Genomic DNA, 14,996 nt, shown 5'->3' with positions numbered 1-14,996 from the left:
ATAGTAAAATAAAGTCAAATAATAATCAGAAAAAATATGCATAAAAATTCAATGAATCGTTTTTAAATATTTGAAAAAAATTTAATTATGTTATAGAATCGAAAAAGAAACTGAGCCTTAGAAGGAGAAAAGAAAATGAAACTTTTGCCAAAACAAAGTATCATGCTCTCACTTTTTGTATTGTTGTTTATGCTGATTTCTGTTTTAGCGGTCGTGATTCCTCATGCGTTTGGTTTCACAATGGCCATCGTTAACAGCGATGCAATGGAACCTACATATTCCGAAGGGACATTACTTTTTGTTAAAAAGGCTTCAGAAGACAATTTGGTCGTTGGTAATGAAGTGACCTATTATGTCGATCACGGCAGACAGATGCGCACACGGCGAATCGTTGCAGTGGGAGAAAACCAATCGGTGCTTTATGCGATCGGTGATAACCAAAGCCAGATGGAACCAAAAGAAATCCAAAAAAGCCAATTGATTGGGCAACCCATTTTTTATATCCCTAAAGTTGGGGCTTGGCTCAATCAAACGACGATCCAGCTTTTTAAAAACATGTATTTCCTTTTCGCAATGTATATTTTAGTGACCACCTTGTTTGTAACGCTCTATCAAATAAAATCTGGATCCATAAAAAAATCAATCATCTCTTAGCCATAAGAAGGAAAAAGCCAAAGAAACGGCAGTGTTTCTTTGGCTTTTTCTCTTTTTCCCCTTCATAAGAGCAGTGTTCCAGCGAGGCCGATTATCAGACAAAAAGATAGAAAGAGCATATCGGCGAAAGTGATGCGAAATGACTTGGCGTAGGTTCGCTTTGCCTCGCTGTCAAATCCTCTTGAAAGCATCGCAGTCGCCAAGAGCTCAGACCAACGAATCGATTTGACCAGTAAAGGGATCAGCATCTTGAATGAAAATGGATTGACGGGGATTCCTCTAGAACGCATGCTATTACGGATATTCTGATACTCGGCTGGAATGATGGGCGCAATTTGAAACGCAGCGAGCAGACCGTAGGCAAAAACGGCAGGGAGTCGCAGCTGTTGCTGTAGCGAATAAATCAGCTCATTGATCGTGGTCGATACACTGAAAGAACTGCCCAACATACCAAAGCAATAGATACGGCTTGCCATGTCAAGTCCATAGCGCATAGCTGCTGCTGAGGAGGAGCCACCTTGGTTGTCCTGGTAGTAAAGGAGTCCGGTGAAAAAGACCCCCACAGCTGCCAAGGTCAATGCAGAAACAAGCAAAAGGCTTTTTTTCAAAGAGCGTTCGCTTACAGAAACAGCAAAGAACAGGACACAGAGTAGCAGATTCAATCTGAAATTATTTTGAAAAGAAACCAGTAAGGCGAGTCCTAAAATGGCGAATAACTTGACTGTCGGGTTGAGAGTGCGCATCTATGTCCTCCTTTTCATAATGATTAAAATCAATGATTTGTGAACAAAATGCTTCCAATAATAAGACATCGTGACTAACGATCAAAACCAAGGTGCCGCTTGCGGCTTTTTCGGCTAACAGCTGCATGACCTGCCAAGCTTGCTTGACATCTTGGCCATAGGTCGGTTCATCCACCAACAGTAATTTGACTGGTCGCTGCAATAAAGCTGCTACTGCCAAGCGTCTTTGCTGGCCTTGGCTGAGTAGAAAAGGGGACTGAGTGCTCTTGTTTTGTAGTCGCAATTTTTCCAGCAGTTTGTCACTCTCGGTCGCTGCACGTCCTTGGCTAAGCTCCTGTGCCACTGTAGCAGCCAAAAACTGGTCCTGCGGATTTTGCATGATCCAGCTGATGGACCGAAAAGGGGAGGGATGCTTCTTGATTGGATCCCCGCACAGGCGAATGGTTCCTGAGTATGCCTGCTGCTGCAAGATCGCTTTTAAAAACGAAGATTTGCCGCTGCCGCTACGTCCGGTGAGCCCAATCATTGTCCCACTATCAAAAGTAAGATTTGGAAAAACAATCGCTTGGTTACGGATCGGCAGGCGAAAATCTTGAAAAGATAGCCACTCTTTTGCAGAAAGTTTCTTAATCTCAACAGGCGGTAGTGACCTGCGCAGCTCCTGATCGAGTGTGCGCATCTTTTCTTGATCGACGGATCTGAATCCTTCTTCAATCAGCAGCCACTCAGCTACCCAGTCAGCAGTTTCTTTGATTTGATGGTCGATCAGTAAGATGCCAATGGCATGTTGCTTTTGGAGCTGTCGCAGTTTTCGAATGATTTTTTGACTTGTGTCAGCGTCCAAATTGGCAAATGGTTCATCCAAAAGTAAGTAGCGACTCTTTAAAATCAGACAACAAGCCAATGCTACTAACTGTTTCTCACCGCCAGACAAGGTCGTAAAGGGCTGATCGGCAAGATGGCTGATCTCGCAAAACGTCAAGGCTTCCGCTACTTTTTTTGGCATGTCGGCTTGGGGAATACATTGATTTTCAAGACAAAACAGTAGTTCTTCTCGAGGCGTGGCCATACAAAATTGCATATCTGGATTTTGAAACAGTAAGCTGATCGACGTGCTTCTTTCTCGAATGGAAAGCTGGTTTAGCGTTCGGTCATCGATCGTATAGGTTCCTTCTTCAAACCCTTTCTCGTTAAGCCCCGCTAAGAGGTGGAAAAGAGTGCTTTTTCCTGTTCCTGAAGCACCATAGATTCCTTTTGTTTCTCCAGGGGCTAAAGACAGTGTCAGATCAAGCCGTTTTTGATCCACGAAAAAGCAGCCGTTTTTCACGAGCAGGCTCATGTCGCTTCTCGTTTGGCGCTAATGGTTTGGTCTTCAGCAATCGGATAACTGTTGAGAACGCCCATGCGTGTCAGATGATCACAGACGATCTTCACCAAAAAGGCGGAAAAGAATAAAGAAGAAAGCAAGCGAATAATAAAAATCACCACCAACAACTGCCATTGCAAGTCAACGAAATTTGACCGAATGATCCCCCAAAGAAAACTCGTGATCGTGGCGCCAATGGCACCAGTGATCAAAGGGAACCAGCCATAGCGACGGTAGCCACCTAATGCAAAGCCAGCTTCTGTTCCAATCCCTTGTACAAATCCGCTGATAAAAATAATCGGTCCATAAAAATTCCCCATAAACACTTCTAAAAGTGCGGCGATCATCTCAGTGATCGTCGCTGCGCCCGGTTTGCGCAGCACATAGCCAGCAAAAGCCGCTGCCATAAACCATACCCCGAAAATAAACTCATTCGCTAAAACAGACAAACCAAAGGGGGTTAAAAGCGTACCTAACAACAGCCCAAAATGAACAGCGCCCAAATAGATCACACCAAAAATCAACGAAGCGATCCCCACCATAATGACATCTTTTAAGACCCATTTAGTCATGCGACACCGCCTTCTTTTTGGAAGGACTGTTGACTGAGACCGTTGCTTCTAACACATAATGGGGAAGATGGTCATGAGCATACGCTAATGCCGCTTCAAAATACCCAAAGAGTTGGTTGGCCGTTCCCGTCAGCATCGTGACATAATGGGCGGAGCGAGGCGCCAAACCATAGGTTTCTGCCAGTTGGACGATGGTGGCGATCTCTTCCATATAATTGTTTTCCCCAAATACATAAAACGAGTATTTACAATCCACGTCAAACGTACCATTCATAAGATTGCTTGCTTTATTGGGTTGTGCCTGGTCTCCATTCAAAAACGCGTCACCTGCAGAATCGCCAGGACAGCCCTTAGAAAAAGTAAACTCACCCACGAGGTGTGTCTTGGATTCGTAAGCGTTGATAAATAGCCCAGCTGCCGCATCGACAACACTTGGGGCTTCCCCTCGGAAAAGGGTGCTGAACAGATCGGTTTGCTGCCAAACAGCTGTTGTATCCGTCCGCTCAATGCTCGCTACGATTTGTTGCGCGAAGTGGTCTTTCATGGGGTACAAACTTACTCGGCACCCAGTGATATCGATCCCGCCTGCGGCACAGGCGATTGGTTCATTTGTCATTTTCTCTTCTCCTCTCGATGGTTTTTCTGTCTACAAAAAAAGCGTTCCTCCTTTTTCTATCCACACGTAGACAGAAAAAATGGGAACGCGAAAAATCATGCGCTGCCACTTCCCTACGTTGGTACTAACCAAATCAGGTTCTAAGGGACCAGACTTACGTCTATCTCAGCATAAAGCGCCCCTAGTGGATAATCTTCTATTCAATTACCCCTCGAGTGTAGCACAGGACCCAGCAAAGGACAATAAAAAGAGATGTTCGACGATTGAAAAAAATCAGCAGAGCAGGTCTTTCAAGGAAATTTCTTCACTGATATCTGTGGTGGTACATATGAAGGTTTTTACATATAAAAAAACAAGTGGAAAAGCGGTTGACAGGTTGCAAATAGTTGTGTAAAGTATAAAACCGATGGTAAAACGTAAACGTTACGTTTTGTTTTTATAAATCGTAATTGATTAATCAGTATTTTACCAAGGGAAAGAAAAAGAGGAAAAATAAAAGGAGTGTAGTTAGAAAATGAAGAAGTTTTTTAAAATAACGATGTTATCAGCAGTAGCCCTCGCATTGGCTGCCTGTGGTCAAGGTGGATCTGACGCTACGGAGCAGTCAGGAAACGCCTCTTCTGAGAATGAACAAATTCAGGTCATGGCCACGTTTTATCCGATGTATGATTTTACACGCCAAGTCGTAGGGGATGAAGGGCAGGTCGAATTATTGATGCCCGCAGGCACTGATTCCCACGACTACGAACCTTCTGCAAAGGACATGGCAAAGATCCAAGATGCGGATGTCTTTGTCTACAACAATGAAAACATGGAAATGTGGGTTCCTTCGATTGAAGCTACGTTAAATGATGGCGATGTGACAGTGGTCAAAGCCACAGAAGGAATGGTCTTACTTCCAGGAGACGAGGATCATGATCATGACCACGATCATGGCGACGATGGTCATTCCCATGAATTGGATCCCCATGTTTGGTTAGCACCAAGCTTAGCCATGAAACAAGTAGAGGCGATCCGTGACCAACTAAGTGAGGCTTATCCAGCGAAAGCAACAGCCTTTGCTGAAAATGCTGCGAATTATTTAGCGAAGTTACAAGAGCTTCATGCGTCTTATGAAGAAGCGTTTAGCAATCCAGCGCAAAATCACTTCGTGACCCAGCACGCAGCTTTTGGTTATTTGGCATTGGAATATGGGTTGACCCAAGTACCGATCTCTGGTCTTTCACCAAGCGAGGAACCTTCCGCTTCACGAATCGCAGAACTAAAAGAGTTCGTTCAAGAAACAGGTATCCAAACGATTTACTTTGAAGAAAATGCCAAAGACAGTATTGCACGAACGTTAGCTTCAGAAGCAGGTGTCGAACTGGCTGTCTTGAATCCATTAGAAGGGTTGACCCAAGAACAAATGGATAACGGGGAAGACTATATTTCGATCATGGAACAAAACCGTGATGCCTTGAGAAAAACGACCGATGTAGCAAATGACAAAGAAATAGCGGAAGCCGAAAAAGAAAAAACGGTTTATAACGGCTATTTCGAGGATGCAGATGTTCAAGATCGTCCCTTATCTGATTGGGCAGGAGAATGGCAATCCGTGTATCCATTTTTACAAGACGGAACATTAGACCAAGTGTTTGATTATAAAGCAAAAATGGACAAGAAAATGACGGCTGACGAATACAAAGAGTATTATACGACCGGTTATCAAACAGATGTTGCTCAGATCAAGATCACAGACAATACAATGACGTTTATCTTCGATGATGGTACGAAGAAAGAAGCAAATTATGTGTATACTGGCAAAGAGATTTTGAACTATTCCGCTGGTAATCGTGGCGTACGTTTCTTGTTTGAAAGCACTGACGAAGATGCGGCATTCAAATACATCCAATTCAGCGACCATATGATCGCACCAAGTGCGTCCCATCATTTCCATATCTACTTCGGCAATGATAGTCATGAAGCCTTATTAGAAGAAATGGATCATTGGCCAACCTATTATCCAACTGGGATGAGCGGATTAGAAATTGCACAGGAAATGCTTTCCCATTAAAAAAAAGATTGACAATCCTCGCTCTTTTCGTCAAAGTAAACTTGATAGGAAGGAGCGAGAATTTTTTTGGAAAAAACATTGAAGAAATTAGCGAAAGTGATTGACCGTATGATGGATCACGTTGATTTGTATGGCGGACCAAGTGTGGTTAGTGACGACGATCTTGAACACTACTTAGATCCTGTTTTTTACTTGATCTTTTGCGCGGAAACAGATGGTGGCATGACTAAATTAAAAGACAAAGTCTTTGTCGAATCGGTGTATACCGAAATGCTGCCTCAAGAAGTACCGTACAGTTTAAATTTTCTTCCGTTTGCCAAAACAGCCATTGAAGACTTTTATTACTGCATGTATAAAGAAAAGCATATCACCAAATCACAATACCAAGAAATCGCCTTTGTATTGGCTGAAAAACAACCTATCTTTTTCGCACGGATGTCCAAACCCCAGTTTTGGTCAGCTGAAAAGAAAGAAGCGATGTTAGCGATGATTCAAGACACCGATCCTGAAGAACATGAACTATTGCCCGTTGATGACCCGCGTATTGCTGCAATCTCGCCAAAAATCGTCCCATTTCCAACGAAACATACGGCCTTTGATGAAGCGGCGAATAGACCAGTCGCCTATCAGATCCGTATTGATTTAGAAGGATACCGTCCGCCAATTTGGCGTCGTTTGATCATTCCTGCAGGGCTGACTTATGAGCAGCTGCATATTTTGATCCAGATTGCCTTTGAGTGGATGAATCAACATTTGTACTTGTTTATTGCCGGTTCGAAATCGATCGGCTTAGGCAATTCCGTACCAACGGATGCTTCCGGTATTGACCAAGATTTTCAGTATTGCAAGTCCATGACCTACATTTATGATATGGGGGCAGATTGGACACATAAGATCAAAATTGAAAAAGTGTTGACGACAGAAGATCACCCAGATCCCGTCGTTCCAGTTTGTATCAAAGCTGTTGGCGATGTTCCAATTGAAGATGCCTTTGATGACGATTTCCGAGAACCACTGGATCGCGAGATCATCAATGAAATGTTACTCGATTATTGGGAAACAGGAGAATATGTTTAGCGATCAGCTAGAAGACTGTATCGTAACTCTGCAAGACTATCAATGACAACCACCAGACCCTAGCGGTTCTGGTGGTTTTTTAGTCTTCTGTCAAAGACGCTTCTTGATATATTCTGTCATCGGTTTTGTGTAGCTCAAGAAATTTTTTGGTTGAGATCGTCCATCATTGATCCGATTGGCTAGGAGATAACCGATATAAGGCCCGGTCGTTAACCCAGAAGAACCAAGTCCACTGGCGGCGAACAAATTCGTTTCATCAGGCACTTCCCCAAAGAACGGCGCAAAATCAGAAGTATAGGCACGTGTGCCAACGCGCATGGTCACAGGCGTGGCAAAGAGTGCTTCGGGATCTTCAAGAAAAGCACCGATTCCTGTCATCAATTGTTGCTTGGCAGCTTCCGTAGGCGTCAGATCCCAACCAGCATCATTTTCATGCGTAGCGCCTAATAAAATTTGACCATTTGAGAAGGGGATCAAGTCGCCTTCACCCTCTAGCATGGCGACTGGCCAATTATCTGTCGGCAAGTTGGCAGCAAAGGAAAGCAATTGGCCTTTTTGCGGACGAATATCAACGTGATACCCCAAAGGTGATAACAAGTCTAACAATCCAGGTCCAGCTGTCAGACAAAGAACCTCTGCCTCAAGGAGTTGATCCTTTGCTTTGATTTGCCAATGGCTGTCCTTTCTTAAAATCTCGGCTTTTTCTTCGATAAAAGTCACTTGCTGCTGTAAGGCAACTCCTTTTACGTGCGCAAGATAAGCACGACCATCTAAACGACCACCTCCTGAGATCCGTAATGAGGACATTTCCTTCAATAATGGCAGTGCCTCTTTGGTTTGTGGTCCTGTCAGCAACTCGATCTTGCCGATTTCTGGGGCTTCTTTGCGGCGACTCACAGCCAGATCTGCTAGCTCCTGAAGCGCGTTTTCGGGACGCACCACCAACGTGCCACAGGGGGCATAGATGGATTCATCTAAAGCAAAATCCCGCACCAATTTTGGGAAAAACGCGGCACCATCTTGTGCAAGCTGACACCATTTTTTATTGCGGCGTTTGGAGAGCCAAGGGGAAATGATGCCAGCACTAGCAGACGTTGCTTGCCCGATAAGGGAATCAACGACAGTCACGTCAAATTTAGTTTTATCAAGATAATTGGCGAGGGTCAATCCAATGATCCCACCGCCGATAATCACAACTTTTTTCATAGTAGAAGACTCCTTTGATTGATTTCAATGAAAAGCGAATAAAAAGCGAAAGTTCTCTTAATGCCGTTTTCTTTGCGTACTTAATTGCGTATAATAAGGAAATGGAAAAGAGGGTATTATGCAAACTATTCAAACAGTCTTAAAAGAACATTTTGGCTATTCACAGTTTCGTGAAGGTCAAGAGACGATTATTCAATCTATTTTAACACAACAAAATGTTTTGGGAATCATGCATACTGGTGGCGGGAAATCGATTTGTTATCAGTTGCCAGCGCTCTTGCTGGATGGGGTCACCTTGGTCATTTCACCTTTGATTTCTTTAATGAAAGATCAAGTAGACAGCCTCGTTGATATGGGGATCCCCGCTGCTTACATCAATTCTTCCTTGACAGGATCACAGATCAATCAACGCTTGCAAGAAGCTCGCCAAGGACGAATCAAGCTGCTGTACGTTTCTCCAGAACGTCTGGACTCAGAAGCTTTTCGCTATTCGCTGCGGCAGATGCCGATCGCTTTGTTAGCCGTTGATGAGGCCCACTGTATTTCCCAATGGGGGCACGATTTTCGCCCGAGCTATCTGCGGCTCGCCGAAACGATCGACAATTGGGAACAAAAGCCAACGATCGTAGCCCTTACCGCAACAGCTACGCCCAAAGTTGCCGAAGATATCGAAAACTTACTTTCGATTCCAGCTGAAAATCAAGTCAAGACCGGCTTTGCGCGGGAAAATTTGGCTTTTCAAGTCGTCGAGGATCAAAAAGATACCTACATAACGACGTATTTGAAAATGAACCAAGGACAATCAGGTATTATTTACGCCAGCACCCGCAAAGAAGTGGAACGAATCTATCACCTGTTGAAGCATGAACACGTGTCAGTCGGGTATTACCATGGCGGGCTTTCAGAAGAAGAGCGCTCCTTTTTCCAAGAAGAATTTCTCTATGACCGCCTACAAGTGATGGTAGCCACCAATGCATTCGGAATGGGAATCAACAAAAGCAACGTCCGCTTCGTGATCCATGCCCAGATACCAGGTAATTTGGAGTCTTATTATCAAGAAGCAGGACGTGCTGGACGAGATGGGGAACCTAGTGATGCGATCTTGCTTTATGCTCCGCAAGACATGCAGATCCAGCAATTCTTTATCGATCAATCCGAATCAGACATTCTTTATCGCCAAAACGAATACTTGAAGTTGCGGGAGATGAGCCAATACGGACATACACAACTGTGTTTGCAGCGCTATATTTTGCGTTATTTCGGAGAAGATGGTCCCGATTGCGGACGTTGCAGCAATTGTCTTGATGAAAGAGAACAAGTGGATATCACAGTGGATACACAAAAAGTGTTGTCATGTGTGAAACGAATGGGCGAACGCTTTGGGAAAGCCATGGTGGGGAAAGTGCTAACTGGCTCAGGCGATCGAAAAGTCAAACAGTGGGGCTTTGAAAAGTTACCAACTTATGGATTAATGAAAGATTGGTCCCAAAAGGAAGTCAATCAGCTGATCGATTATTTAACAGCATCAGGGTATCTTTTGCCTTCTGAAGGGCAATACCCGTTGTTAAGTGTGACCAATGCGGGGATTGATGTGTTGCTTGGAAAAGCAAAAGTTTATAGAAAACAAACCAAAGTCAAACAGTTAGTGGTGGATGATGAGCTATTCGATCAACTGCGCACCTTACGATTGAATCTCGCACAAGAACAAAATTTGCCGCCGTATGTGGTTTTTTCTGATAAAACACTGCGAGAGCTGGCAGAAGTTCAGCCAAAAACGCCGATCGAGTTTTTACAGATCAAAGGAGTTGGCCAAAACAAGTTGGATAAGTATGGCGACGCCTTTTTAGCATTGCTTTCTGAATACGAAAAGACGGAAAGTGACTAAAATAGACAATTTTTTAAGATAAGACTAAAAAGACAGCAGGAAGGGACGAAACATCAGTGATTACGATTCGACCGGCAGTAGCTGCAGATCAAGCATTTTGGTTTTCTTTGGATACTCACTTACCAACGGAAGTCTTCGCCAAAAAGATAATGGAAAAAACTGCTTATGTTGTAGTTGCAGACGATCAGCCAGTAGGGTTGCTGCGCTACAATTTTTTCTGGGACACGATTCCTTTTTGTACCATGTTAGTGATCGCAGAAGCGCATCAAGGCAAGGGAATCGGGAAACGGTTGGTTACTTATTGGGAACAACAGCAAAAAGCAGCTGGCCACGCTCTTTGCTTGACTTCCACACAAGTCGACGAGCAGGCACAGCATTTCTATCGCAAACTCGGTTACCAAGATGCCGGTGGGTTACTTTTGACAAGTCCTGGATTTGAACAGCCGATGGAATTGTTTCTTGTCAAACAGTTGTGATGTTTCTGCCAGCTTATGGTACATTGATAGGAGAACAAAAAAATAGGAGCGTTTAACATGTCTTTTTTTGGAAAAATCGATTTCAATGAGTTATCAGAGACCGATCGTGCAATCTATCATTACATGTCCAGCCAAAGTGATAAAATTCCTTACATGCGTGTCCGGGAGATCGCGCTTGAATCACACACTTCAGCTTCTTCGGTCATGCGCTTTATCCGTAAATTAGGGTACGAAAGCTTTACGGAGTTTCGTACCCAGTTTAAAGTTCCTGAATTAGATGCCGTTAGTTTTTATAGCAGCATGAATGTCCTGAATGCTGAACATTTTCCGCGAGATATTGAAGGAAAGATTCGTCGGATCGCAGAAAGAATGTTGGAATGCGACAACATCATTTTTTATGGCATCGGTGCCTCTGGTTCCATGTGTGAATACGCTGCCCGCCGTTTTGCTACGATTGGGTTTAATAGCTATGCATTAGTGGATAATACGTACCCCATTTTTGCTAAGTTGAAGCATACTTCGGATAATATGATCGTCGTCTTGTCCATCACGGGAACGACTACCGAGATCATTGAAGTCGTCAATGGGTTTCGTAACAATCCAGACTTCACCACGGTAGCGATCACCAGTGACGCCAATAGCACTCTGGGACGAATGTCCGATTATGTCTTGGACTATTCAGTTGATGTAAAACGCATCAACAAGTATGAAGATTTGACGACGCAAATTCCTTGCCTTTTCTTAGTGGAAGCTTTATCAGAGACGGTTCGTCAGTTTTCGTTAACAGCAGAAGAATTGTAAACGGATTTTTCTCTTTATTCACACGTAAATTAACAAACAGCTTCATTCCATCAAAAGGGATTCCTTTGATGGAATGATTTGGCTGTTTGTTTTTTTATTGTGAAAAAAATAGGTGTAGGTATCGATGGGAATCGACTTGAAAAGTTTGCTGTATGAAAAAAAGTAAAGTGACAAGCAAGGGGAAATGAGGGTTGAGATAAAGTGTGCAGTAAAAATGACTTGGATTCGTGTCATTTTCAATAGATTTTTATAGAATGACGAGTATTTTGGAAGGAATGAGCCACGAAAGATAACGAAGATTCACAATATTCACCATTTGAAGAAGAATGTGAATTTTATCAAAAGTCAATCAACGATATAATAAATAGGACATGTTTGAAAACCATCGTTTTTGAGATGTGTTATTTTATTTTGAGTGGTATTTTTAATAAGGCTGATAAACCATGCTTTAAAATGGTTTTCTTCCACATTTCTTGCAAATCCTTTTATAATCTCAAAAACGATGGTTTTTGAAGTGAATTCTATAAAAGGAGGAGGGAGAATGAACATCAAAGGTGCGCGTTTTTTAGCAAAACTTCTAAAAGGCTGTCTCGCCTTATGGGTCGCTTGCAGCTTTCCAATAACAAGCTTCAGCGATGAGCTGCGATCAACCGAAACAGATGGAACCGTGCAGTTTACAGGAGTATATGAAACGCTAGATCCTCCAGAACCATCACCGCCAACAGAACCAGTTCCACGCCCGCCGCAAGACACGGTGAAGCCGGGGGGAGAACTGCCTCAGACTAACACCGTTCAGCGATTGGATTGGGTGATTCTAGGAGGTCTTTTGTTAATTATCGCGCTTGACTTATATGTACTAAAACAAATCATTCGAAAAGGAAAAGCTACTTCCCAAAAGTGGGAATAGCGTCCATTTAACAAACAAGAGAATGACATTTAGGAGTGAATGGGATGAACTCATTTTTTCGTATAAAAAATAAAGAATTGCTGGTTTTGCTTATCTTACTCCCTCTGATTATGATGTTCACAATCATGAATGCCGAGACGATTTTTTCGTGGACCCCAGAGGATGAACAAGAGGAGGAATCAGCTGAAGATGTAATCGGAGAAATCTCCTTTCCAGAAGAATTGATCCAAGGAGAAGTGGATCATGTACTAGATTTTATCTTCTACTCAGAAGCTGCCCTTGAAACGGTGGACCTCGCTTTGCCTGAACAAGTAAACATCGATCAGGAAGCATTGATGAAGGGGCTAATTGCTGTAAAAATAGAAAACGAAGGTGCGTGGCAGCTGACCAGCGAGACCCCACAAACTACCTTTGTCTTACCGATTATTGTGGATACGAGCGGAGAATATGAGCTCATCGTTGCCGATTCTGCGTCACAACGGCTTCTGATAGTTGAAAACACGGTGATTGAAGATATTGATCAAGACGAAGATGAAAATGATTCTGCGGAAGCTGCACCAGAGGAAGAAGTAGACGAGGCTTCGGATGAGGCAGCGAAAGAGGCGGAAGTGGATGATAGAAGTGATCAGATGGTCGAAGTGACGATTGACAAAAACAATTTTAGAGAACACTTTGATGTCCAAGGCACTGCTACTTACAATGAAGAAACTGGTCTATTAGTCTTGACAGAAGATATCACTTGGTCAGTCGGTTATGTTACCTTAAAAGACAGAATTAGTCTGGATCAGCCATTTACGCTTAAAGGTAGAGCTAATATAGGGGCTAAACTGAATGGTGCTGATGGGATGGCGTTTGGCTTTCACAATTCTGAGACTCACATAAGAGGTCACGAAGGCAATGCGTTTGGAATTGGAGGATTGAGGGATGCTTTTGCTTTTAAGCTAGACAATAACTATAATGATACTCGAGGTTTTTTTGACGAGAATAGGTTTATTGTTGAAAGGGACCCTATAGCCGTCGGTGGAGCACCTTTTGCTGGCTTTATCTATCATAGGACGCCATTGTTACTGGAAACATATATGGGAAATGACGCTCCAGCAGCAAGAACGGGTGCCAGAAATGGGGCAGATGATCCGATCTTGATTGAATATCAGCCAAATAATGAAGGTCGCTGGTTTCAAGTTACGTATAGAGATCGGACTTGGCGACGTGATATCAGTGACTGGCAGCCCGCTGATGTTTCTGCAATGGCATTTATTATAGCCGGCAGCACGGGAGCGAGAAGTGATCGCCATACCTTTTATTTTGAAGAAATGAACTACTACATTGGTACCGGAACCGTCCATGTAAACTATCTGGATCGAAAGACAGGAGAGCCTATTCTTCCTACTGAAACACTAGATCTGCCGTTACGTTTTCTTCATACACTGGACCCCAAGAACCGAGAGAGCGATGAACCCTATCAGTTAGGGTATGACTATTATGGTGTTGAGTATGAAGCAGAACACTTTGACCCAGATACATTTGACATTTTGCCGCAGCCGTTCCATCAGGAGGTGACTTTTTTATTTGATCGCGTGCCATCGAACATCAAAATCAATCACATAGATGAAGAAGGGGTAGCACTGAGGTAAACAACCTATCAAGGAGAATTCGTAAATGAATCGGTCGATATCCTGCCTGTGGAGATTCCTTATTATCAATATCTTTACGAGCGGGACGGTCAGCCGCTGGAAACAAGAGTCACCCGAGATGAACAAGAATACTGGCTGGTTTATGGTTTAGAAAGTACTCCGCAACCAGTAGATCCTCTTGACCCGGATACGCAAGTAAACCCTGAGAATCCGCCTGAGATTGATGAAGAACAAGGGTTTGTCAGCTTGGATTTTGTTTCCCAATTCCAGTTTGGGACAGTTGGCATTCGGTCAGAAACGACGACCTATGATGCCTTACCGCAAAAACTGCTTCATCCGGCTGATCCAAATGATAATCTACGCCCTAATTATGTGCAAGTTTCGGATCGGAGGCGGGAAAATTCTGGTTGGACCCTCCGTGCAACCTTACGAACCCCTTTTGAAAGTGATGAAGGGCATCAACTGAATGGTGCTAGAATTTTGTTAAACAATATCGATGTAGCAACGACTCGAGAAAATGCGTCTGATCCCCCTACGTATAAACCGCAAGCAACCCTGACTGTTGGACAGGCTGAAGTGATTGCGCAAGCAAATGCCAACGAAGGTAGAGGCACTTGGGTCCAGCGCTTTGGCGATCGAGAAACAATGGATCAAAGTGTGAAACTTGAGGTGCCAGTGAGTGCAGCACCTCAAGCCACGCGATATACAGCAACGATCCTCTGGGAACTTTCCTTTGTTCCTTAAGAATAAAGTAAAAAGAAGCTGCAGCTAGTTGCAGCTTCTTTTTATTAGAATCATGGAAGAGACAATGTCGGATGTATCAGGGGATTCGGTGCGATCCATTTTTTGTGGTACACCTTGTACCATGATGAAGATTTTTCCTTTTTCCCATGAGTTGCACCAAAGTAGGAACACTATCTTTTTTTGAAAACGTTTTTAATTATACTGGATGAAAGGAATAGATACTTTTTTGCTTCTGCTAAGAAGGCGCAAATAGGGCTTTTTT

The 14,996-nt window shown here is 43.4% G+C and carries 12 protein-coding genes, 1 pseudogene and 1 riboswitch; of the genes and pseudogenes, 8 read left to right on the top strand and 5 right to left on the bottom strand.

Features of this window, described 5'->3' with window-relative positions:
* Window positions 1–135: 135 nt before the first annotated feature.
* On the top strand, window positions 136–654 hold the full coding sequence (locus tag QN079_RS09645) for a S24/S26 family peptidase (RefSeq protein WP_010749528.1): 519 nt from the start codon (window positions 136–138) through the stop codon (window positions 652–654).
* Between the two features lie 62 nt (window positions 655–716).
* Here the strand turns inward: QN079_RS09645 and QN079_RS09640 are convergent, their stop codons facing one another.
* The 4 genes from QN079_RS09640 to QN079_RS09625 are packed head-to-tail and all read right to left on the bottom strand — an operon-like array spanning window position 717 to window position 3,951.
* Complete coding sequence (locus QN079_RS09640) at window positions 717–1,397, bottom strand: energy-coupling factor transporter transmembrane component T (RefSeq protein ID WP_289229623.1); 681 nt, start codon at window positions 1,395–1,397, stop codon at window positions 717–719.
* Window positions 1,324–2,736 carry an ABC transporter ATP-binding protein gene (locus QN079_RS09635; protein ID WP_289229622.1) on the bottom strand — a complete coding sequence of 471 codons (1,413 nt, stop codon included), beginning with the start codon at window positions 2,734–2,736 and terminating at the stop codon, window positions 1,324–1,326. Before QN079_RS09635 ends, QN079_RS09640 begins: the two co-directional genes overlap by 74 nt.
* A complete protein-coding gene (locus tag QN079_RS09630) occupies window positions 2,733–3,335 on the bottom strand; it encodes an ECF transporter S component (protein ID WP_289229621.1) in 603 nt (200 codons plus the stop codon). Before QN079_RS09630 ends, QN079_RS09635 begins: the two co-directional genes overlap by 4 nt.
* Complete coding sequence (locus QN079_RS09625; RefSeq protein ID WP_289229620.1) at window positions 3,328–3,951, bottom strand: YkoF family thiamine/hydroxymethylpyrimidine-binding protein; 624 nt, start codon at window positions 3,949–3,951, stop codon at window positions 3,328–3,330. The genes QN079_RS09630 and QN079_RS09625 overlap by 8 nt, the downstream gene beginning before the upstream one ends.
* Window positions 3,952–4,044: 93 nt before the next feature.
* Window positions 4,045–4,144, bottom strand: a riboswitch (TPP riboswitch).
* Window positions 4,145–4,465: 321 nt separating this feature from the next.
* Here QN079_RS09625 and QN079_RS09620 point away from each other — a divergent pair.
* Together QN079_RS09620 and QN079_RS09615 are read left to right on the top strand one after the other, a co-directional pair.
* Window positions 4,466–6,004 (top strand): metal ABC transporter substrate-binding protein, encoded by a 1,539-nt coding sequence (locus QN079_RS09620; RefSeq protein WP_118215709.1) that lies wholly within the window; start codon window positions 4,466–4,468, stop codon window positions 6,002–6,004.
* 66 nt (window positions 6,005–6,070) lie between these two features.
* A complete protein-coding gene (locus QN079_RS09615; RefSeq protein WP_015509935.1) occupies window positions 6,071–7,081 on the top strand; it encodes a plasmid pRiA4b ORF-3 family protein in 1,011 nt (336 codons plus the stop codon).
* A 90-nt stretch (window positions 7,082–7,171) separates the two neighbouring features.
* On the opposite strand, the gene QN079_RS09610 is transcribed toward QN079_RS09615, so the two are convergent.
* Window positions 7,172–8,287 (bottom strand): NAD(P)/FAD-dependent oxidoreductase, encoded by a 1,116-nt coding sequence (locus QN079_RS09610; protein WP_289229619.1) that lies wholly within the window; start codon window positions 8,285–8,287, stop codon window positions 7,172–7,174.
* Between the two features lie 118 nt (window positions 8,288–8,405).
* Here QN079_RS09610 and recQ point away from each other — a divergent pair, with 118 nt between their 5' ends.
* The 5 genes and pseudogenes from recQ to QN079_RS09585 all read left to right on the top strand — a co-directional run bounded on the left by recQ (window position 8,406) and on the right by QN079_RS09585 (window position 14,734).
* Window positions 8,406–10,172 (top strand): DNA helicase RecQ, encoded by a 1,767-nt coding sequence (gene recQ / locus QN079_RS09605; protein WP_289229618.1) that lies wholly within the window; start codon window positions 8,406–8,408, stop codon window positions 10,170–10,172.
* A 56-nt stretch (window positions 10,173–10,228) separates the two neighbouring features.
* Window positions 10,229–10,648: a GNAT family N-acetyltransferase gene (locus QN079_RS09600; RefSeq protein WP_289229617.1), complete on the top strand. Its 420-nt coding sequence runs from the start codon at window positions 10,229–10,231 to the stop codon at window positions 10,646–10,648.
* Between the two features lie 57 nt (window positions 10,649–10,705).
* Window positions 10,706–11,449, top strand: a complete 744-nt coding sequence (locus QN079_RS09595; RefSeq protein WP_015509932.1) for a MurR/RpiR family transcriptional regulator — start codon at window positions 10,706–10,708, stop codon at window positions 11,447–11,449.
* A 541-nt stretch (window positions 11,450–11,990) separates the two neighbouring features.
* The gene (locus QN079_RS09590; RefSeq protein WP_289229616.1) at window positions 11,991–12,356 is read left to right on the top strand and encodes an EF2685/EF0750 family sortase-dependent surface protein; all 366 of its coding nucleotides are present in this window, start codon (window positions 11,991–11,993) and stop codon (window positions 12,354–12,356) included.
* A gap of 44 nt (window positions 12,357–12,400) precedes the next feature.
* A pseudogene (locus QN079_RS09585) lies at window positions 12,401–14,734 on the top strand (lectin-like domain-containing protein).
* Window positions 14,735–14,996 lie beyond the last annotated feature (262 nt).

Source organism: Enterococcus sp. FZMF (assembly GCF_030263915.1).
In the GTDB taxonomy this organism is placed as follows: Bacteria; Bacillota; Bacilli; order Lactobacillales; family Enterococcaceae; genus Enterococcus_D; species Enterococcus_D casseliflavus.
This window is presented reverse-complemented; position numbering and strand designations above follow the sequence as displayed.